Source organism: Chloroflexota bacterium, assembly GCA_020850535.1.
In the GTDB taxonomy this organism is placed as follows: domain Bacteria; phylum Chloroflexota; class UBA6077; order UBA6077; family JACCZL01; genus JADZEM01.
The window spans coordinates 1-19667 of sequence record JADZEM010000068.1 but is presented as its reverse complement, the minus strand read 5'-3'; the positions used below and the strand labels follow the sequence as shown (position 1 = coordinate 19667).

Below are 19667 nucleotides of genomic sequence, written 5' to 3'. Positions count from 1 at the left end.
AGAACGCTCCGCGGCATCACACGAGCGCGGCGCGAACGATCAGGCGATCGGAGTACACGCCGTCCGGGACGCACATGATGAGGGTAGCCACCGGGTCGAGGGTGGGCTCGATGTACTGAACGGCGTCCGGCGTGACGACCAGTGTCGCCGTGACCAGGTAGAGCCAGTGGCGCTCCGAGGTGACGACGACGATGCCATCGCCAACCGTCACGTCCGGGAGCCGCCGGAAGACATCGCCTTCGCTCGGGCTGCTGATGTGGCCGGAGAGCACGAGATTGCCCGGCAGACCGGGCACGCCCGTGCCCTGGTGGTGCCCGACCGCGAACGGCGCCGTCTCCCAGACGAGCTGCCCCTGCTTGTCCACCCGCACTCCAATCGGCATGACCCTGGCGTCGACCGCGATGGCGGGCACGAGCAGTCGCTCGGGCGGCTGCTCCCGAACGCCAAACCCGCGGGTCGGGAGCGCGCGCGGCGACGGAGGCCACTGCCTCGGCACGGGCAGAACCCGATTCTGTTCCACGACCGGGCCAAGAACGGGCGGCACGCCGCCGAGCGGGCTCTCGGTCCCGGTGCGGCCCGGCACCCCCGGCGTCGGTGGAGCCATGGCCTCGGGGCTGCGCGCTGGATCTGTCATCAGCGGAGCACCGAGCGCGGTTCTTGCCGACCGCGCGGACACGCCGACGAGCCCGGCAAGAACGCCCGTCGCCAGGAGCGTCAGGGCATGCCGCCGAGCGAGACGCCCTCCGGCCCGCGATCGACGTTCTGGGTCATCTGTCGGTCTGCTGCTGTACCAGTGTCCGCCCACAGAAGCTCTCCAAGGTCGAGTCTGCTCGCGCCCTGCGCCCAACCCGCGCGGCACGCGGTTCTCTCACCGGACAGTCGGCCGGGTGGCTGAACGCGTGCTGAGGCGCGGCTGAGGGTTCGCTGAGGGTTCGCCCCGCCCGCTCTCTTCCGTCTCGCAGACCGTAGACAGGTCTTCAATGTCTCCCGGATAATCGGCCCCATGCAGGCCATCCGTACCCGCACGCAGCCGACGACCGGTCACCTCGCCCGCCATGCGCTCGTCCTCGTGACCCTGGCCGTGACCGCCTGGACCGCGATCCCGGCGCCGACCCCGGACACGCCGCCGGCGCTGCGCTCCGCGATCGTCTGGCCGGGTGTCCCGGCTGCGCCTCCCGTGGAGTGGGCTCCGGTCAGGCGCCCCGTCGTCACGCGGATCACGCCGGCCGACCTACCGGCCGACGTGGCGGAGCCCGGGTCGGAGCAGGTTGCCGACGCGCCGGAGCTACCACCGGAGGTAGTGGACGACGGCGCGACGACTCTGGCCGGGCCGCTCGTCAGCGTGCGCGACGTCGCCCTGCGCGACGACGGGCATCCGGACTCGACCGTGCTCGCTCAGGTGCCACGCCTCTCCGTACTCGAGGCCGCCGGGCCGATCCGGGACGGCCGGATACCCGTCCGTCTCGGCCTGCCGGGCGGGCTCGACACCATCCTGGCCTGGGTGGACGCCAGCGCCGTCCAGGCCGGACCGACGCAGGGTCTGCTGCGTCCGTGGGACGGTCCGTTCGCCTTCGGCGCGGCGCAGGTCGCCCTGAGCGTCCCCTATCGCACCCAGCTTGACGGGAGCGCCGCCGCCGGCGCGAACTGTGGCCCGGCGAGCATCGGGATGATCCTGCAAGCTTACGGCATCACGGTGCCGACCGCGCGCCTGCGCGAGCAAGCCCACCGCTTCCAGGGGACGTCCGGGCCGGACACCGGCTTCCTGCTGGAGGCGCTCGAAGGCGTCGTGGAGTCGTACGGCCTGGAGGGTCAGGGGCTACTGGAGAATCGGCGCTACCGTCGCTGGACGCTCGACGAGGTCCGGACCCATCTCCGGGCGGGGCACCCGGTCATCCCGCAGCTGCGGTACCGGTTGATGCCAGGACGCGAGTGGGCGGCGGTCACCTACGACCATTACCTCGTCCTCACCGGGGTGGACGGGGACGACTTCCTGTTTAGCGACCCGGTGCCGTGGTCGGGGCGGGGGGAGGGCCGGATCACGGCGGCGCAGCTCCTGCGCGCCTGGTCCAACAGCGACGCCCCGCTGGCGGCGCTGGCCGTCGCCGACGCGCGGTGACCCAGTCATCATCTGGCCGTGCGGTGAAGCGCTCGGCGGGGGATTGGTGGGGCTACTCCGACAGCACGGGCAGGCCGGCCTCCCGCCAGGCGACCATGCCCCCGGCCAGGTGCGCGACGTTGCGGTAGCCCAGGTCGACGAGCCTCCTGGCCGCGATCTCGCTCATCCGGCCGCTCATGCAGTAGAGGACGATCGGGGCGTCGCGGTCGGCCGGTAGCTCGCCGATCCGGGCGGCAACCTCGGTGTACGGGATCCGCGCGTCCGTCCCGGCCAGGTACCCCTCGTTGGGCACGTGGACGTCGACGAGGACGGGGTCGCTCGATCCCAGGATCTGCTGAAGCTCGGCCGGACCGACGTTCCTGAAGCCGCCGGCGCTCGGTGCTGTCTGGGGGCCGGACGCGGCCATTCCGGGGCGCAGCATCGTGACCGCGAGCACGGTGGCCGCCATCATCGCGACGATGCCAACCGTGACGACCACCCCCCGTTGCCTGACCCTCATCACGCTGTCTCCTTATCTCATACGCGCTCTCATACGAGCGCCATGTCTCACGGGAGCAGGATCCGGACGCCGTCAGCCGCGCGCGCCGCTGCGAGCCACGGCTCGTAGTCGTCGAGCCCCTCAGCATTCTGGCCGGTCAGCACGCGCTCGGCCACGAACCTTCCGATCAGGCTGGCGGCGCGGTGACTGTCCCGGAGCACGGCAATGTCCGAGCCACGCTCTGAGAGGGCCTGTACGAGGGCCGGGGGCGTCAGGCCGGCCTCGCCGGCCGTCCGCGCGAGGTCGGCGTCGACCTCGGCATCCGTGACGGCGATGCCGGCCGCGCCGGCGCGCCGTGCGACGACACGCTCGTCGACCACCCGCTCGGTCATGATCCGTTGGAGCTGCTGGAGCTCCTCGCTGCGCTCCGGGCGGGTCAGGTCGGTGACGAGGCCCCCCTTAATCGCCGTCAGGCTCAGCTCCAGGTCGATCCGCCGGTTGACCTCGCCGAGGGTGATCGGCCCGCCCGCCACCTCGGCGACCGGCCGATCGTGCAGGGCGCTCGTCGCGGCGAACAACGATGGGATGCTCGCCTGCTGGACGGTCGAGCCCTGGCGCACCTGCTGGAGGTGGCTACGCATCTGCTCCAGACTGATCGGGCCAACGATCCGGGCGCGAACGACGCCGGCGGGATCGACGAAGAAGGAGTTCGGGAGTCCGAACACCTCGTAGCGCCTGGTGATGCTCATGTCGGGATCAACCAGGTTTGGGAAGGTAATCCCCTTCCGTGTCAGGAAGGTCTGCGCACGCTCCGGTGCTTCGCCTTCGTTGACGCCCAGGACGACGAAGCCCGCGCTGCTCTCCTCGGCGTACAGCTGCTGGAGATCGGCCATCTCGCGCTCGCAGGGCGGGCACCAGCTCGCCCAGAAGTTCACCATGACCGTCTTCCCGCGCAGGTCGCCGAGCGCGACGCGCGACCCGTCCAGTGCCAGCCCGGCGATGTCCGGCGCCAGCGCACCCGGGCGTGGCGCCGGTGGCCCCTCCGGAGCCGGCACCATCCCGGCACCCGGGGAGGCCGCGCCACCCTGCGCGCTCGAAGGCGCTCTGGCACCAGGGCTGCCCGGTGCCGGCAGGCCGAGCACGAGGTACGCCGCGACGCCCAGCAGGCCCCCAAGCACCAGGACGAGCACCGCCAGCCAGACGACGGTCGTGCCGAGCTGCTGGCGGCGTGGCCGCGATCGCTTAGCGCGCCCGCTCACCGCACCACTCGTCGTTCCCTGCATCTCACCTCCGTGCTACCCGCGCCGACCACGAGGTCCGGGCCGGAGCGTGTACGGTCAATCCGTCGTCAGCCCCGGTCGTCAGCTACTCGTGAATGGCGAGCGGCGTGCCGACGGTGGCCCAGTCCCACATGTAGCGGGCGCCGTTGAGGCGCATCCCGAGGCAGCCTTGCGAGCCGGGGGCACCCCAGGTGACAGCCCACCAGTTGTAGTGGATCGCCGACCCGTCGTTGTGGAAGTACTGGGTATAGAGGACGTCCTTCAGCAGGTATGAGCGCGTCGCATCCGGGACGGTCCGGCTGTCCATCGTCTCGTTCGCGACGCGACGCAGGATGCGGTAGAAGCCGGGTTTCGTCCTGCGGTCGATCCCGGCGGTGATGAGGTCGCGGAACACTTCCTGGTCGCCCTGCATGGCACGCAGGCGCTGCGGCAGCCCGAGGCTCACGTCGATCCAGCGGCCGTCGTCGGCGAACGCCGACCAGAATGGCTCGTCGGCCGGTCCGACCGCCTCCGATCCGAGGAAGACGTGACGGTTCTCGCGCGGATCCCAGACGAACAGGCGGTAGCCCCGCTGCGGGGCGTCGACCCGGAACAGCGCGCCCGGCTCGACCGGTCCGACCGAATCGTCGATCTCGGTCGCGGTCGGCCAGAGCTTCGTCGGCAGGAAGGTGGCCACCCATCGCGGCTCGAACGGCGGGTCACCGGCCGGTCGGGCGAGCACGCCGTCAGACCCACACGGCGAGAAGGGCCGGTCGCCCGTGTCGGTCGTACACGAGGCAGCCGCGGCAACCGTCGCGAGCGGCAGGCTGATGACGGCGGCAAGGCCAGCCTGGGCAAGTCCAGCTTGCAGGAAAGCACGGCGCGAGATCACGCAACCTCCGTTGGCGCCACCGCGTCGATCGGCGTGGGGCACCCGCGTCCACCTTGTACGGGAAACAACGGAGCCGCCGTGCGCGGATTCTTGCTTCGCGAGGGGCGCCGAGCATCTGGGACACCACCCGGCGGGGGGCGTCCGTACACGGGACGCGTTCCGCCGCCACGGAGTCCGTGTCCGTGAAGGAAACACGACCTGGCTGAGGCGGTGCTGACGACAGGCTGAGGGCTTCCTGAGCGTTTACGGCTGATGGGTAGCGCCGCCGGGGACGCCGGCGCGGCCAGTCACCGTGTGCGGCGGAGTCCTCCTGCTGGCGGAGCCGGTCAGGAAGTCGGAGCCTCGCCGCCGGCAGAGGTACGGGCAGCCGGTGCGTCACCAGTGGCCGAGATCGACCATGCCGAAGGGTCGGGGGCATCACTGTGGGCGCACGATGGAAGCAGGAGCGTGAACTGCGCGCCACCGTCCGCCGGATGCTCGACCGCGAGCGTCCCTCCATGATGGCGAACGATCTCGCTGCTCACGAACAGCCCGAGGCCCAGACCCGACCGGACGTCGGTTGGCTGCACCTGGTGGAACGCCCGGAAGATGCTCTCGCCGTGCTCGGCCGGGATCCCCGGACCATGGTCGCGCACGGCCAATCGAAGCATCGTGTTGCCGTGAGCGGCGAGCTCGACGTGGACCGCGGATTCGGCCGGACTGAACTTGACGGCATTGCTGACGAGGTTCGTTACGACCTGCTCTACTCTGATGGGGTCCACCCAGGCCTCGAGCCGCGAAGGCGCGGACACGACGATCGGACACCGAACACCCGCGAGCTGGATGTCCTCAACCGCACGCCGAACGAGTGCCGCGACATCGATGCGATGACGTTCGAGTTGAAGCTCGCCGGTCTCCAGTCGCGAGAGATCGAGGAGCTGCGCGATCATACGCGTGAGCTTGACGGCCTGCCGCTCGACCCTGGTGAGGGCGGCGTCCAGTCGGCTGGCGTCGATCTCGTTGTGCCGGACCTGCCGCAGGGCGAGCTGGGTAAAGCCCAGCATGCTGGTCACCGGGGTGTTCAGCTCGTGGGCCGCGATGCTCAGGAACCGATCCCGAGCCAGCAGCGCCTGGTGGGCTTCCCGGTGGAGCCGCGCATTCGTGAGCGACAGTCCCGCCAACAATGCCGTGCGCTCACCGAACCGCGCGCGCATGTCGTCGAAGTCACGTGCGAGGCGAGCGAGCTCGGTCGCTGGGCCGTGAGGCGATGCGACCGACGCGTGCTCGTCCTCCGCGATGACTCGCACGGCTTCCGCGAGGTCACGCAGGGGCTGGGCGAACCGGTTCCCCATCCAGATACTCGCCGCGACCGCGGCCCCGACCGCGAGCAGCACAAAGCCGTAGGTCGCGTCACGGGCCGCGGCGTCTCGCTCTGCGTGTAACGCCCCGTCGACCGCCATCGCGACGATCAAGGGGAAGGACACGAGCAACGCAACGAGCACTGACAGCTGCATGCGAAGTGCCTGCGGGTCGATCGCACGAAGCTGCGGGCCCACCCACGGCAGCGCCACCGTCAGCGCCCCGAAGCCCAACCAGTACCCGACGTCCGTCCAGTGTACCGGCGCGGCCAGCACAGACACGGCGACGCCGAGAAACGCGGGCACAACCGCCAGGTGGGCCGCTCGCACGAGGCGCAGAGGGGTGGTTGGCCGGGCGTGGACGGCCACCAGCGCAGCCCCGCTCATCACGAGAAGCACGCCGAACAGTCCGAGGTGGGATCGCACGAGATCGTACGTTGGCGCGCCAAACTGGTTCGCAGCAAGCAGCATCAGCAGCCCGCCGAACGTCGCCGACGCGCCGAGCGCCAGCGCGAAGAGGTCCGGCGCGTGACGGACCGGTCCCGACCGCCGTTCGATCAGCGGCGCGAGGAGCGTGGTGACCGCGAACGTGACGTACACCGCGGCCTCGCTCCAGGCCTGTGCGCCGGCAGCGTTGTACGTCAGTAGCAGGATCCCACTGCCCGCGAGGAGGTGAGCTGTCACGACCAACTGGCGTGGCGGCATGAGCACGGACACGCCGATCAGCGCGCCGCCGATCCCGAAGAGCGCGACGCCAAGCGGAAGGAGCCAGGCCGAGGAGGATTCGTACACCGGCCCACGCATCTGGTGCGGGGCGATGAGCAGCAATGCTCCGGTCATGCAGAGGAACAGCCCTACTGCCCAGCGGTGAACCGTCGCATCGAAGCGGGCCGCCGCGAGCGCGCGGCGCGTGACTTGAAGCATCGTACGCGCGCGCATCGCCGGACTCGTCGGCGGACTGGTCGGCTCGTGACGCGCGCCGTTCCACCGGGATGGCGCAACGTCTGGATATGTCGCCCGTCTGTCCTCGGCCATCTGAGTCCCCAGCCCCGACCGCTCCAAAGGCTGACGGATAGTGTCCGATACCAGGCTGTGAGCGTCCTGTGGGCGACCTGAGGGTTCGCTGAGCGGCGACGGCCTGCGGTCGGTAGCGAACCGCACCGCCGTTGGTCGAGGCTCCGGAACCCGAGAGGGTACAGCCCTACTACCTCGGTCTCTATCGCTTCGTCAATTGACGCGCTGGTCCTCAGGAAACTCTCAGCCGGGTCTCAGCCTCCACTCAGGTCGGTCGCGTTTCATCATCGTGAGCGAACGATGCTCGCGCTTCGCGGCCCCCCAGCGGAGAGAGGTCATTTTCGATGTCACGACGACGCAGCCGAACGCGGACCGCCCGCCGACTCAGGCTCCCCTTGCTTGTCGCCGGCTTGCTCGCGCTGGCCGGCGTCGCCGCCGGGCTGGTCATCTGGCTTCGACCGGCAACCCCGGCCGTGGCGGTGGATGCTGACGCCCCGGGCCGGCTGGTCGCCAGCCAGCCAACGATCGACCTCGGTCGCGTCCCGTTCGACGTGATGAAGGAAGCTCGCTTTGAGCTTGCCAACACCGGCGGGAGCGAGGTCCGGCTGACGGGACGGCCGCAAGTCAAGATGCTGGAGGGCTGTTGACCGGCCACGCCGGCCGTCAGTTCGACGGCCATCAAGCCCGGCGAGACCCTCGTCGTCCGCTACCCATACATCATGCACGCGGGTATGGGCGGGCCGCACCGCTTCGAGATCACGCTGACGACCGACAGCCCCGAAACCCCAAGCGTCGTCTTGACACTGGTGGGCGCCTCGGGCTGAGCCCACGCTGGGTGAGCACACGATGATGACCGCGACTCGCTACTCCCGACGACGAGCGATCGCGCTGCTCGGTGGATTCAGTGTCCTGGGGCTCGTAGGCGCCGGCTGCAGTCGCTTGCCGGGCACCGCCATCGCGGCCGGACCGCCCGCGGCGTCGGTTGCCGCCTCGGTTGCCCCCACGAGCGCCGGCGCGACCGGCGGGGGATCGACCGGGCCAGGGGTCAACTTCCCGGCCTGGGTCGACACGATGCCGCGGGGCCGGGCGGCCTACACCGCCGCCCACTCCCGCCTCGACGTCATGGCGGCACTCCCCTGCTACTGCGGCTGTGGCGTCTTCCAGGCGGGCGCCCACACGAACCTGAAGGACTGCTTCATCACGCCAGCGGGTGAGATCGAGCCGCATGCCGCCTTCTGCGAGACGTGTCAGGACGAAGCGCTCGACGCTGCCGACTGGTCCGACGCGGGACTGCCGATCGAGGAGGTCCACCGCCGCATCGTCGCGGCGTACTCCGATCGGGGCCCGGCAACGCCGGGCGAGCACGAGTGAGTGCCAGTCACGCAGCCGGCTCACCGAGAAACCGCAGGGGCATTCGCGCTCCGCTCACATCACCGGGCATAAAGCGCACTTGCTCCCCTCTTCGCTGAATCTGCCAAATTCGGTGTGCAGCGAGCATGGCAGATTCAGCGAAGAACGGCGATGCTGCCGACCTCGCGGGCGCAGCCAGAGAGGCTCTCGCGACGCTGCCCGGCGTCAGGCCGGGTGCCGAGCGCGGTGACGCGCGGCGCGTCGACCGGGGCGCCGGCCCCGTCATCTCGGCCAAGGTCGGGGGACGGCCACCCGACATCCTCATCGCGGTGAAGGCGAACGCATACCCGCGCTCGGCACCCCGGCGACACTGCCCCGAAGGGCGCACCGGCCGGCACGGGGTGAACGGCTACGCCGACCAGGAGACGGTGACCAACAGCCTCATCAGCCCCTGCTCAACACGGTCCCGTCACCCCGATCTCTCGCGTGTGAGCCAGTCGTCGAGGTAGTCCTCAGCGCCGACGACGAAGCGGCGCAGGTAGTCAGTGACGTCTGCTTGAGACCTCTTAACCCTACTGAACGTTCCGGACGTGCTTCGCAGCGGCTCTCGCGATCCTGCCCGGTCGCGAGCTTCACTGGCAGCCCACGGAGTGAGCTGCGGCGGAACATCGCCGCAGCCCGGGCCGCCGGCACCGTCCAACAGTACGGCGAGCCCGGGACCGTTTCGCGGTCCAAAATGCCACGTCGTTCTGCGCAGTGTGGGACGCCTTGACGCGGAGATGACTTGCCGGCTCAGACGCAGTCGCCCGGTCTCCCTGCCCGCAGCTATGGCTGCGCCCCCGCCAGGTGACCGGCTATGCGTTCGCTGCCCAGGTCCAGCGCCGCTGGTAGGCGGCCTGCATGACTTTGTTCCGGCAGCGACAGCCGCGGCTGGACTTGGCGTGCTCCAACTCGTCGGCCAAGCCACCGAAGGTGTCCATCCGGAAGATGTTCCGGTTCCCTGAGAGGGGTGGCCGACCGGTAGCCAGGGCGCCCATCGCCGCCTCCTTTATCAACTCGGCGGCGAGCAGGAGGCCGGGCAACGCCGCGACGAAGCCGATCGTGGCGACCGGTTGGCTCGGCCGTACTACCGCGGTGGTGCAGGCAGCGCTCGCGAGCGCGCCGATGCCCTCGCGAGCGGCGCGGGAGAGCGCATCCGGCGGGAAGACCAGGCCGCCCGAACCTGCGATGCGGGAAAGCTGATCGGCGCCGACCGGTGCGCCGGTCGCCTGAAGATCCAAGATCTCGCCGACGCTGAGTCCCGTTTGGGCGGCGACGATCTCGGTCGGCGACTTCACCGCCGCCGGCCGCTCCGGGTACAGGCACTCCGCGCATGGCCCGGCCCCATAATCGTGGCGGGACACCACGAACTCGGAACCGACCGTCCCGGCATTCAAGAGCACCCTCGGCAAGTCGAATTCGAGTCGGCGCCGCGGGTCCGGCCGGTCGACGGCGGCGATGACGGTAGGCCAAGGCTGCGGAGGGAGCGCCTCGTAGCGGCAGATGCGGGGATGCAGGTGCAGGCCATTCCAGACGCCATTGCCGAACACCTCGGCCAGTCGGCGCGCCTTCGGTGCGCCGATGTCGGTCCAAGCGGAGATCAGGTGTCGTTCGAGATTGGTCGCGTCCAGCGCGTCGTCGTCGACCACGTCGAGGGTCCCGGCCGCACGGCCCAGACTCGCGAGGGCGAAGGCCACCCCGGAGGCCACCGCGCCACCGCCGACGAGCAGCGTCGGACCGGCCGGTCGCAGATCGACCACCGCGGGGAGGTCGGGCTCCGCGGCGGGATCGTCCGGACGGCTATAGGAGTAGGCCGACAGCGTCGCCTCGGAGGGCAGTGGCCGCGGCGAAGACGCCGGAGCCGCCACGCGGGCCAGCAGCAGCCGACTGGCCGCCGTCGCCCCGAGCATGCCGGCAAGCAGCGCCCCGAAGGGGTTCGGCCCGTGGTAGCGGGGCGGCCGGGGCGTGCTCCGGAACCCGCCGGTCCATCGCTCGTACCAGGCGTAGAGCGTTCGGCCCGCGAGTACGCTGGTGGAGCCGATGGCAAAGGCCAGATCGAAGCGCTCTGCGGGACCGGCGACCCGGTATCGACGCGCCGAGCGGTCGGCGGGCCGCTGAACCTCGGTCATGAATTGGCAGAGCGCCGGGGCGAGCGCCGCGCCGGCCGGAAGCAGTGGAACGCCCGGGGCGACCCGGGCCGCCTGGGGCGCGGAGACGGTGATCGCCGGGCAGTACGGTCCCAGGCGGCAGAGTATGTTCGCGGCGGTCAGGAGGGTAAGCTGGGCCAGGCGGTCCTCGGCGAGCTCGCGGGAGATCACCAGCGCGATCTCGCTCGCCGCCAGCCGCGTCCGCGCGAGGGGGAGGTCCGACACGCCCAGCTCCTGGCTGAGGAACAGCTCGGCGCGGCTCTGTTCAGTCGTCATGCCAGTTGGCTCCGTCGTAGCGCAGAAGATCACCGAAAACCTGGACCAGCCCGGTCGTCACCGCGCGCCCCTCGTGGACCCACCCCTGCTGCGTCCGGCGGAACGCCTCCGCCGTCTCGAGGCCGCCCGAGGCGAACGAGGGCAGCACCAGCGACAGGAAGCCGACCTCGTCGGTGAAGGCGCCCTGGTCGTCGGTCGGACTGTGCCAGGCATCGGCCGGGTGGGTGTGCAACTGACAGAGCACCAGCTCGTCGTGCTCGTGCACGAGCTCCGTCATCGACAGTAGCTGGGCGTCGTCGTCGATCATGACGTGGCCGTACCCCTGGCTGGTGCGCGGGTGGAAGGCGCGCCCGACGATGCCGATCCGGTCGCCGACGACGTGGCCGCTCCAGAAGGCGAACTCCTCGCAGCCGCGGGCGCCGCCGGCCTGCAGGTGCGTCAGGCTGGCCCCCACGATGGTGCGCGGCACGAGCAGGGTCTCCAGGTGGGCGGGCCGGCCGGTCGCCCCGAGGACCCGCAGCCGCGGGCGCCGTGTCGGCAGCATTGCTAGGAGGGTGTCGAGCGCGCTCACGGCCGACACCGCCCGCGGTACCCGGTCGAGTTGAGGCTGAAATGGATCGCCTCGACGATGTTGGCGAGCGTCCAGTGCTCGGGCCCCCGCAACTCGACGTGTCCGTGACCGTACCACTCGCGCGTGCCGGGCGCGCAGACGAAGGCGTCGCGCACGTTACCGGGGTTGGGCCGGAAGATGGCGCCCGGGCCGGTTGGCACGTCCGGCCATGCGTCGGCCACCTCGGCGCGGGTGCTTGGGTGCACCATCGTGACGGATGGGGGCTCGAGGTTGTAGCCGGTGCAGCTCAGGCGGACGGTGTAGCGGTCGCGACCGGCTCCCAGGTCGCGCGCGAGCAAGGTCACGTAGACGTCGACGCCAGCCACGTCGATCGCCACGATGGCGAACTCCTCGGCCCGCTCCTGCAGCTCGGCAACTGCCCGCTCGATGTAGGTGCGGGTCGGCTCGGGGGCGACCGCCGCCGGGGCGGAGGCCCCGGCGAACGGCTGCTTCTTGAGGTGCAGGATGACCTGCTTATCCGAGTCGTGCTCGCCGACGACCTGGGCCAGGGTCGCCGCATCGTCGTTGAGCTGCTCGCCCCGATAATGGAGGAACCAGACGACGTTCGGATCGGGCTGGATCCCGAGGGCATCCAGCACGGCGTCGCGCAGCTGGCGGACCGTAGTGCTCGAAGGCGCCTGGAGTTCGGCCTTCTTCCCGCTCTGGGCCAGCACCCTGAGGTGGTACGTCGTCGGGATCGTCGTGGCGTGCGTCGGCATCTGCGGTGCCTCCTCTTGGACTGCGGAGGCGGCGTCTCGACCGCCCCTCGACACGGATGGTCGTTCGGCGCCGCGGCGACGCGAAGCCCGACGGACCGCTGCTCCTTGCCGTGGGCCATTTCGCTTCCTCCCCGGGACGGACGACTATCTTGGCGTGGGTCTCGATCATGGTGCGGCCGCACCACATGAGGAGCGTCGGGAGCGTGAGCAGCCAGCGATTGGGCGGCGGCAACCCGGTCTTCGGTCCCGGGGAAGCCGAGGAGATGGTCCGCGAGCTCCGGGGCCATCTCCGGACCGAGCAGGAGCGACGCGCGCGGGGGGAGGCCGAGGCGGCGGTGCGGGCGCGGGCGCGGGCCACGTCGATCGTCGGAGAACTGGCCCGTCGGCTCGAGCGGCGCTTCGAGCGCTACGCCCGCGCCGCGTTCGACGAGGCGCCCCAGCTGATCGAGGACGCGGTGGCCGAGATGTTCGCCGAGCTCTGCCGGCGGGTCCGCGACACCTCGGGCACCAACGCCCTCATGGAACGACGCTTCAACCTGGTCGTGAAGACCCTGATCATCGACGCCATCAGGAAAGTGCGGGTGCATCACGGCCTCACGAAGGCGGGCGCACCGAACTCGGCAGGCTTCACCCTGCTGAGCCTCGAGGCCGCCAACGAGCGAGCGGCAGCGGCGGCAAGCGGCGAGCGAGTCGCCCGGCCGCTGGAGGTGGCGGACCCGGCCGGTGAGGATGCCTACGCGCGGATCGCGGAGCAGGCCCTCGGCCGGACGGCGGTGGGCTGGCTGGGCCAGCTGCCGCCGCGCCAGCGGCGGGTGGTCGAGGATCGCCTGTTCGACGGGCGGGCGTGGGCCGATGTCGCCGCCCGCGTCGGTGTGTCGGCTAAGACCGCCCAGACCGACCTGGAGCAGGCGCTGGCCACGCTCCGGGCGATGTACGCGCAACGACTAGAAGGGGACGCGACATGAGCGCCGAGCGGGACGTGGACGAGATCAAGGTGGCATACCTCGAAGCGCACGAGGCGGGACAGGCGCCGGCGCTGGAGGAGGTCGTCGCTCGCCACCCGCACCACCGGGAGGAACTCGTCGACTTCATCACTACGCTGCTCGAGGTGGAGCGGGCGCTCGACCGAGTGCCGGAGCCGCCGGAGTCCTCCGCCTCCACGCGGAGGCTGCGCGAGCAGGCCGTGCAGGATGCTTGCGGAGCCGAGACGCTGCGGGAGGCGCTGGCCGGGGCCGGCGTCTCCCGCGAGCAGGCTGCAGCCACGATCAATGTGCCCGTGAGCTTCATCGTGCGGGTCGAGCGCGGCCGGCTGATCGCGGATGACGACGAGCCGATCGACCCGGTCTTCTTGAGTCGACTGGGGGCTGTGCTCCGGCGGACGGCCGAGGAAGCGCTCGATGTCCTGCGAGCGACGGCCACGGCTCCCATCCGGCGATCCAGTGCGGGGCACGCCCGCGGCACCGGACGGCCGGCTACGGGCGAGCGGCCAGCCCCGCAGCCATTCCGTGCGCTGCTCGCGAGCTGCGAGGACTTGACCCCGGCGCAGCGCCGCGACTGGCTGGAGCGGCGCGGCGGCCTTGATCGGGAAGAGAGACAACGGTAGAATTGTCTTATGCTCCCGCCATTCGACGCGGCCACGGGCAACCTGCCACCCGGCATCCACGAGGCTACCTGGGATGGGCTCCTGGCGCGCTACGGCTACACCCCGCACCGCCTGGCGCTGCTCGCCGGCCTCAAGGCCGCGCTCGACTCGCTCCGCCGGGCCGGGTGCCGGCGGGCGTACATCGACGGCAGCTTCGTCACCGCCAAGGAGGCGCCCAACGACTTCGATGCCTGCTGGGAGATGGCCGACGTCGAATTCGACAGCCTGGACCAGCTCGCCCCGGTCCTGCTCGACTGGCGCAATCGGCGGGCGGCCCAGAAGGCCACGTTCGGGGGCGAGCTCTTCATCGCGGAGTCGGCGGCGGACCCGAGGGGCACGCCGTACCTCGACTTCTTCCAGCGCGACAGGGACACCGGCGACCCGAAGGGCATCGTCGCGATCGATCTAGGAGGCCTACCATGATCACGAACGAGCGGCAGTACCGCATCACCAAGAGCTGGCTGGAGCGCTTCGAGCAGGCCCGTGCCGGCGTCGACGAGGAGGGCGCCTCCCTTCCTCCCCGAGCGCGGCAGGCGCTGCGTGACCAGTACGACAGCCAGGTCGAGGAGCTGCGCGAGCAGCTCGCCGAGTACGAAGCCCTGCGCCGCGGGCAGGTGGCGGTCCTCGAGCTGGCCTCCCTCGGCGAGCTGCCGGAGGCGTTGATCCGCGCGCGGGCGGCGGCCGGGTTGAGCCAGGAGGCGCTGGCCGGTCGACTCGGGTTGAAGAAGCAGCAGGTGCAGCGATACGAGGCCACTCGCTACGCCGGCGTGAGCCTGGAACGGGTCCAGGAAGTCGCCGACGCACTCGGTGTGAAGATCCATGAGAGGGTCGTGCTGCCGGTCGCCGCCGGCGCGCCCGACCAGTCCGGCGCCGGTTCGACGCACGACCCGGCCTCGCTCGCGGGGTTGCTGGCTCGCGCCGGCGTGACCCACGACGACCTGGCGGGGCGACTCCGGGTGCCCCCGAGCGTCACGCTCAAGCTGCAGCGCGGCCGCATCGACCCGGAGACCGTGCCCGAGCCACTCCTCGAGGGGCTGGGAGAGGAGCTGGGCATCGGCGCCGCCGAGGTGCGCCGGTGCATAGCCCCGAGGGCCCGTACGGCCCAGTTGGCGCACGCGCGCGCCGGCACCCAGGGGCGCAGGGGCACGTCGAAGGCGAGCGTGGCGCAGCCCGCGGGAGCCGACGAGCGGGGGCTCGTGCCGTTCCGCGATGCGCTGGCGAGCGCGCCGGACCTGACCGACGAGCACCGGCGCGCGTGGTTGGAGACCGAGGGTCGGGAGGGCTAGAAGCCGTGGACCACTGGGCGATCATCCGTCGACGCGCGGCCGACGTGCTCAGTGCATACGAGCGGCGCACCGGGCGCCCGCCGTTCGGCCTGCACGCCGGTAGCCATGCCCACCTCAAGGCGATCGCCCGCGAGCTCTACCAACTGTCGGTCGTGCCCGACGATGAGCTCCCGGAGAACGTGTCCGGTCGCCTGTACCTGGACGACGGTGTGATCGGCTATCGCCCGGACGAGGAGGCGGCGCGGCAGCGCTTCACCGTCGCCCACGAGCTCGGACACCGCGCCCTCGAGCACCCGCCGCGCCGGTTCGACGACAGCCCAAAGCAGATCGACGACGCGCCGCACGTCGGGGCCCTGACGGTCAAGGACGGCGTCTACCGGGCCTACAGCGACCGCGACCGCTGGGAGCTCGAGGCCAACGTCTTCGCCGCCGAGCTGCTGATGCCGGTTGAGCGAGTGCGTTCCATGGTCCTCGGCGACCCGAGCTGGACCGTGCGTCGCCTCGCCGCCTACTTCGGCGTGACGCGCACGGCGATGCTCAACCAGCTCGCCGCCGCCCTCCTGCCCGGACCGGCGCCGCTGGCGCCGGCCCCGTCGGCGGGCGACCGGCCGGTGCCCGGCATGGATTCGTCGCAGCAGGCCGCCGCCACCGTGGACGGGGCGGGCCTTGTGCTGGCCGGGCCCGGCGCCGGCAAGACCCGTGTGCTCACCGAGCGCTACCGCTACCTCGTGCAGGAACGGGGGGTGCCCGCGAACCGCGTCCTCGCGCTGACCTTCGCCAACAAGGCGGCTGAGGAGATGCGGGCGCGCCTCGCCTCGCTCCTGCCAGCGCAGGCCCACGCCATCGACGTGGCGACCTTCCATTCGCTGGGGTTCCAGCTCCTGCAGACCTACGGCCACCATCTCGGGCTGAAAGAAGACCCGCAACTCCTCACGGAGATCGACGCCTTCGTGCTGCTGCGCCGCCGCTTGGGGCAGCTGCCGCTCGGTAACTTCGAAGACCTCCACCGACCCTCGCGCAACCTGCGGCGCCTGCTCCAGACCATCTCCAGGGCCAAGGACGAGCTGCGCGGGCCCGAGGACGTCGCGCGGTCCGCGGCGGAGTGGCAACAAGAACTTGCCGCACGGCCGGAACCTGCCGACCAGGACGATGCAGAGGCGCTCGCAGCCGAGCGCCGCAGGGCGGCCGAGTGTGTCGACGCGGCCGCGGTCTACGCGACCTACGAGGCCTGGCTGCGCGAGGGCGGGTACCTGGACTACGGGGACCTGATCGCCGAGGCGGTCCGCCTGTTCGACGTGCCCGGTGTGGCCGACGACATCCGCGGGCGGTGGGACTTCATCCTGGTCGACGAGTTCCAGGACATCAACTACGCCAGCGGCCGCCTGGTCCACGCCCTCGACGGCGGGCGGGGCATCGTCTGGGCCGTTGGCGACCCCCGCCAGAGCATCTACCGCTTCCGCGGCGCGTCGCCGGTGAACCTGCGCGAGTTCAGACACGACTACCCGGGCGCCGAGGTGATCCCGCTCGTGTGGAACTACCGCTCGGTCGAGGACGTGGTCAAAGCCGGCCAGGCCGTGGATATCCCGCTACCGGCCGGATCCGACGGCCGGCCGCTTCCGGTCGCCGAGCTGCGCGCCCACCGGGGACGGCTGCGGGCCGAAGCCGCGGTGGAGCTGTCGGTGGCCGGTACGGGTGCCGACGAGCTGGCCGCGCTGGTGGAGCGGGTCAAGGGCGAGATCGCAGGCCGACCACCGGGCGACATCGCCGTCCTCTGTCGCAGGACGGCCCAGGCGCAGGAGATCTCGGATGCGCTGGAGGCCGCCGGCGTCCCGACCGACTGGGGCGGGGCGCTCGAGGACCGCGCGGCCTTCAAGGATCTCCTGGGGGTCCTGCTGCTCGCCGCGGACGACCCGCAGGGCCTGGTGCGGCTGGCGCGCCTGCCCGAGCATCACTTGGCGGAGGAGGACCTGCGCCGCCTACTCCGGACGGCGCAGATCCGCGGCCGGTCGGCGCGGGCCGCACTCTTCGCGGCAGTCAATGGGGAGGTCGAAGGATTGAGCGCCGAGGGGCTGGGCCGGGCGCAGCACCTGAAGGCGCTGGCGGGTGCGCTCGGTCACCTCGCGACTCCCTGGGGTGTCCTGGCCGCCTACCTGTTCGAGCACGCCACGTGGCTACGCGAGCTGCTCGCCGACGGTTCACCGGCCGGCCGGCGCCAGCTAGCAACGCTCGGACAGGTGGCCGATCTGGCGCGCGAGTTCGGCGAGCGGAGCGCGCTGATGGGCGGTGGCGACACCGCGGCGTTCATCGATTTCGTGCGCACGTGCCTGGAGTCCGGTGAGCTGGGGCTCACGGACGATGCCCTCGTCGCCAGCGACGTGGTCCATGTCTTGACCGTCCACCGCAGCAAGGGACTCGAGTGGCCCGTCGTCTTCGTGCCAAACCTGGCCGTCGGCCGCTTCCCGCTCGCCGAGCGCGACCCGCTGCCCCTCCCGCCCGGTCTGATCCGTGGGACCACCGACGAAGAGGAAGGGATCGAGGAGCTCTGCCTCTTCTACGTCGCCGCGACCCGTGCCCGCGACCACTTGGTCCTCAGCCACGCCGAGAGGTACGGCAATCGCGGGACTGCCATCCCCGCACCCGCCCTCCAGCCGCTGGTCGACGCCCTGGAGCCGGCGGGGTATCTGCGAGTGGGCCGAGCGGAGCCGACGGGTGCCGCCCCCGTGCCCACGCCAGCCGCTCGGTCAGGTGACCCCTGGGTGCTCGCTGCCGAGGTGCCGTTCGGTGCACTCGAGGACTACGAGGCGTGCGGCCAGCGGTTCAAGTACGGGCATGTCTACGGGCTGCGCGGGGAGGAGCGCGGCTCCATCCTCTTCCACCGCGCCGTGTATGCGACCCTCTCGTGGATGGCAAATCAAACGTCCGGCGGCTCTCCGCCGGACGTCGCGGCCGCGCTCGCGCACCTGGCCGGGCACTGGGACGACAGCGGTCTGGTGGGCCACTGGTACGAGCGGGGGTACCGACGTCGCGCCGAGCGCCTCGTGCGCGCCTTCTCCGAGCGCCTAGCGCCGGGCTTGCAGGTCACCATCCGTCGTCGCGCGGCGCTCCGGCTCGATGACAAACGGGTCGTGGAGGTCAACGTCGATGAGGAGGAGGTACGCGACGGCAAGCACATCTACCGCCGCTACCACTTCGGCCGGCCCGCCAAGTCCCACAAGGACGATCACCGCCTCGCCCTCTACGCGGCGCTGCACCACCAGGACCACGCTGGGGTGCCTTTCGAGGTGCGACTGTATTACCCGCTGAGCGGGCTGGAGCAGCCAGCAGACCCGACCGCAAGGGTGATCTCGAACCGTACCGGCAAGATGGCCGAGCTCATCCGCGCCATCGAGGCCGGCGGGTTCCGACCGAAGCAGAGCCTCGAGCACTGCCCACCATGCCCTTTCAACCTGATCTGCCCCGCCTAGCCCAGTGGCAGCGGAGACGGGGCGAAACGGGAAGGGCTCGGCCTTCCCCCGGGGCCTCTGGCTCGTTTCGCATTCCGCGGCGCGTGAACGACTAACTGATTCAAGACGCGGCAGGTACCCCGAACGGGGCCCAGGCAGCGAGGCTGCCTGAACCGTCACGCCGCGGGAGTCACAGGCTAGGAGGACAACTCATGGCGGGTAAGGGCGGCAGCGGCAAGGGTGGCGGGGGCGGCCGAACTGGCGGGAAGTCCAAAGGCCCTGAGCGGCGGACCGTGCAGGCCCGCCCCGGGGGAGGCTGGGACGTCGTCAGGCCCGGCGGCAAGCGCGCCAGCGCGCACACCGACACCCAGGTTCAGGCGATGCAGCGAGGCAGGGAGATCCTGGGTAACATCGGTGGCGGTGAGCTGACCATCAAAGGGAAGGACGGGAAGATCCGCGACTCCGATACCGTCGCGCCCGGAAATGATCCGAACCCGCCGCGGGACACCAAGTAGTCAGCCAGTAGACGCACCCTGGGCACCGCCTACGGGCAAGTCTCCGAGCGCCATCCCTGGACAGGGTCGACGGGTGGCGGAAGGCTATTCGACCTGCTGCAGGAGCTTCGCGAGGTCGATCGCCGTCGCGCTATCGAGTATGTCGCTGCCGTGCTGTACAGCGTGGCACGCCTTGGAGCGAGGTGACCTGATTGCCGGCGCTCCACTACACTGGCATCGGGCCGCGCGCAGGGGCAGCGGCTCTCGCTCAATAGAGACACCTGCTCGGTCGAGATCGCATAATCGCGCGACGCCAACGGTTTGCCTGGTAGGCAAAAGGTGGCGTAAACTCCCCCCGCAGCCTGGAATCCCGGCGCGGCTTCCATGGCAGCGGATCCCGGACGAGCACGGCCGCCTCAGCGAAAAACCCCTGCCCGGGGTAGCTTCCTTGGCATGGAAGAGGTCAGGGGTTCGATTCCCCTCAGGTCCACCAGAGCGATCTAGTGAACGCCCTGCGGGGCGTTTTTCTTCGAGTGGAGAGTCGTAATCATGCATTATAAGATGT

18 protein-coding genes are annotated in these 19667 nt (G+C 70.8%); 10 read left to right on the top strand and 8 right to left on the bottom strand.

Annotated features, from left to right (window positions below; translation table 11 throughout):
* Positions 1–16 precede the first annotated feature (16 nt).
* Complete coding sequence (locus tag IT306_10020; GenBank protein MCC7368748.1) at positions 17–634, bottom strand: sortase; 618 nt, start codon at positions 632–634, stop codon at positions 17–19.
* 369 nt (positions 635–1003) lie between these two features.
* Here IT306_10020 and IT306_10015 point away from each other — a divergent pair, with 369 nt between their 5' ends.
* The gene (locus IT306_10015; GenBank protein MCC7368747.1) at positions 1004–2116 is read left to right on the top strand and encodes a C39 family peptidase; all 1113 of its coding nucleotides are present in this window, start codon (positions 1004–1006) and stop codon (positions 2114–2116) included.
* A gap of 52 nt (positions 2117–2168) precedes the next feature.
* On the opposite strand, the gene IT306_10010 is transcribed toward IT306_10015, so the two are convergent.
* The 4 genes from IT306_10010 to IT306_09995 all read right to left on the bottom strand — a co-directional run bounded on the left by IT306_10010 (position 2169) and on the right by IT306_09995 (position 6553).
* A complete protein-coding gene (locus tag IT306_10010) occupies positions 2169–2615 on the bottom strand; it encodes a rhodanese-like domain-containing protein (protein MCC7368746.1) in 447 nt (148 codons plus the stop codon).
* Positions 2616–2662: 47 nt separating this feature from the next.
* Positions 2663–3853 (bottom strand): redoxin domain-containing protein, encoded by a 1191-nt coding sequence (locus IT306_10005; GenBank protein ID MCC7368745.1) that lies wholly within the window; start codon positions 3851–3853, stop codon positions 2663–2665.
* 106 nt (positions 3854–3959) lie between these two features.
* Entirely contained in the window at positions 3960–4745 is a 786-nt protein-coding gene (locus IT306_10000; GenBank protein MCC7368744.1) for a L,D-transpeptidase, read from the bottom strand.
* A gap of 326 nt (positions 4746–5071) precedes the next feature.
* Complete coding sequence (locus IT306_09995; GenBank protein MCC7368743.1) at positions 5072–6553, bottom strand: HAMP domain-containing histidine kinase; 1482 nt, start codon at positions 6551–6553, stop codon at positions 5072–5074.
* Between the two features lie 887 nt (positions 6554–7440).
* On the opposite strand from IT306_09995, the gene IT306_09990 reads away from it, so the two are divergent.
* The 3 genes from IT306_09990 to IT306_09980 all read left to right on the top strand — a co-directional run bounded on the left by IT306_09990 (position 7441) and on the right by IT306_09980 (position 8955).
* The gene (locus tag IT306_09990; protein ID MCC7368742.1) at positions 7441–7743 is read left to right on the top strand and encodes a hypothetical protein; all 303 of its coding nucleotides are present in this window, start codon (positions 7441–7443) and stop codon (positions 7741–7743) included.
* 199 nt (positions 7744–7942) lie between these two features.
* Positions 7943–8467: a hypothetical protein gene (locus IT306_09985; GenBank protein ID MCC7368741.1), complete on the top strand. Its 525-nt coding sequence runs from the start codon at positions 7943–7945 to the stop codon at positions 8465–8467.
* A 125-nt stretch (positions 8468–8592) separates the two neighbouring features.
* The gene (locus IT306_09980; protein MCC7368740.1) at positions 8593–8955 is read left to right on the top strand and encodes a hypothetical protein; all 363 of its coding nucleotides are present in this window, start codon (positions 8593–8595) and stop codon (positions 8953–8955) included.
* Positions 8956–9300: 345 nt separating this feature from the next.
* On the opposite strand, the gene IT306_09975 is transcribed toward IT306_09980, so the two are convergent.
* From IT306_09975 to IT306_09965, 3 genes are read right to left on the bottom strand one after another with little or no spacing between them, the layout of a single operon-like run.
* A complete protein-coding gene (locus tag IT306_09975; GenBank protein MCC7368739.1) occupies positions 9301–10908 on the bottom strand; it encodes a ThiF family adenylyltransferase in 1608 nt (535 codons plus the stop codon).
* Positions 10898–11479: a Mov34/MPN/PAD-1 family protein gene (locus IT306_09970; GenBank protein MCC7368738.1), complete on the bottom strand. Its 582-nt coding sequence runs from the start codon at positions 11477–11479 to the stop codon at positions 10898–10900. Before IT306_09970 ends, IT306_09975 begins: the two co-directional genes overlap by 11 nt.
* Positions 11476–12237, bottom strand: coding sequence for a hypothetical protein (locus IT306_09965; GenBank protein MCC7368737.1), 762 nt, complete (start codon positions 12235–12237; stop codon positions 11476–11478). The genes IT306_09970 and IT306_09965 overlap by 4 nt, the downstream gene beginning before the upstream one ends.
* A 203-nt stretch (positions 12238–12440) precedes the next feature.
* Here IT306_09965 and IT306_09960 point away from each other — a divergent pair, with 203 nt between their 5' ends.
* From IT306_09960 to IT306_09935, 6 genes are all read left to right on the top strand, one after another.
* Positions 12441–13202: a sigma-70 family RNA polymerase sigma factor gene (locus IT306_09960; GenBank protein ID MCC7368736.1), complete on the top strand. Its 762-nt coding sequence runs from the start codon at positions 12441–12443 to the stop codon at positions 13200–13202.
* Positions 13203–13216: 14 nt separating this feature from the next.
* Complete coding sequence (locus IT306_09955; GenBank protein ID MCC7368735.1) at positions 13217–13840, top strand: hypothetical protein; 624 nt, start codon at positions 13217–13219, stop codon at positions 13838–13840.
* A gap of 9 nt (positions 13841–13849) precedes the next feature.
* Positions 13850–14302: a hypothetical protein gene (locus IT306_09950; GenBank protein ID MCC7368734.1), complete on the top strand. Its 453-nt coding sequence runs from the start codon at positions 13850–13852 to the stop codon at positions 14300–14302.
* Complete coding sequence (locus tag IT306_09945; GenBank protein MCC7368733.1) at positions 14299–15165, top strand: helix-turn-helix transcriptional regulator; 867 nt, start codon at positions 14299–14301, stop codon at positions 15163–15165. Before IT306_09950 ends, IT306_09945 begins: the two co-directional genes overlap by 4 nt.
* Before the next feature lie 5 nt (positions 15166–15170).
* Entirely contained in the window at positions 15171–18629 is a 3459-nt protein-coding gene (locus tag IT306_09940) for a UvrD-helicase domain-containing protein (protein ID MCC7368732.1), read from the top strand.
* Positions 18630–18820: 191 nt separating this feature from the next.
* Positions 18821–19123 carry a DUF2188 domain-containing protein gene (locus tag IT306_09935; GenBank protein MCC7368731.1) on the top strand — a complete coding sequence of 101 codons (303 nt, stop codon included), beginning with the start codon at positions 18821–18823 and terminating at the stop codon, positions 19121–19123.
* Positions 19124–19667: the final 544 nt, after the last annotated feature.

Coding starts and splice junctions, on each gene's coding strand:
- IT306_10020 (MCC7368748.1), bottom strand. CDS start 634: ATGACAGATCCAGCGCGCAGCCCCGAGGCCATGGCTCCACCGACGCCG.
- IT306_10015 (MCC7368747.1), top strand. CDS start 1,004: ATGCAGGCCATCCGTACCCGCACGCAGCCGACGACCGGTCACCTCGCC.
- IT306_10010 (MCC7368746.1), bottom strand. CDS start 2,615: ATGAGGGTCAGGCAACGGGGGGTGGTCGTCACGGTTGGCATCGTCGCG.
- IT306_09995 (MCC7368743.1), bottom strand. CDS start 6,553: ATGCTGCTTGCTGCGAACCAGTTTGGCGCGCCAACGTACGATCTCGTG.
- IT306_09990 (MCC7368742.1), top strand. CDS start 7,441: ATGTCACGACGACGCAGCCGAACGCGGACCGCCCGCCGACTCAGGCTC.
- IT306_09985 (MCC7368741.1), top strand. CDS start 7,943: ATGATGACCGCGACTCGCTACTCCCGACGACGAGCGATCGCGCTGCTC.
- IT306_09980 (MCC7368740.1), top strand. CDS start 8,593: ATGGCAGATTCAGCGAAGAACGGCGATGCTGCCGACCTCGCGGGCGCA.
- IT306_09975 (MCC7368739.1), bottom strand. CDS start 10,908: ATGACGACTGAACAGAGCCGCGCCGAGCTGTTCCTCAGCCAGGAGCTG.
- IT306_09965 (MCC7368737.1), bottom strand. CDS start 12,237: ATGCCGACGCACGCCACGACGATCCCGACGACGTACCACCTCAGGGTG.
- IT306_09950 (MCC7368734.1), top strand. CDS start 13,850: ATGCTCCCGCCATTCGACGCGGCCACGGGCAACCTGCCACCCGGCATC.
- IT306_09945 (MCC7368733.1), top strand. CDS start 14,299: ATGATCACGAACGAGCGGCAGTACCGCATCACCAAGAGCTGGCTGGAG.
- IT306_09935 (MCC7368731.1), top strand. CDS start 18,821: ATGGCGGGTAAGGGCGGCAGCGGCAAGGGTGGCGGGGGCGGCCGAACT.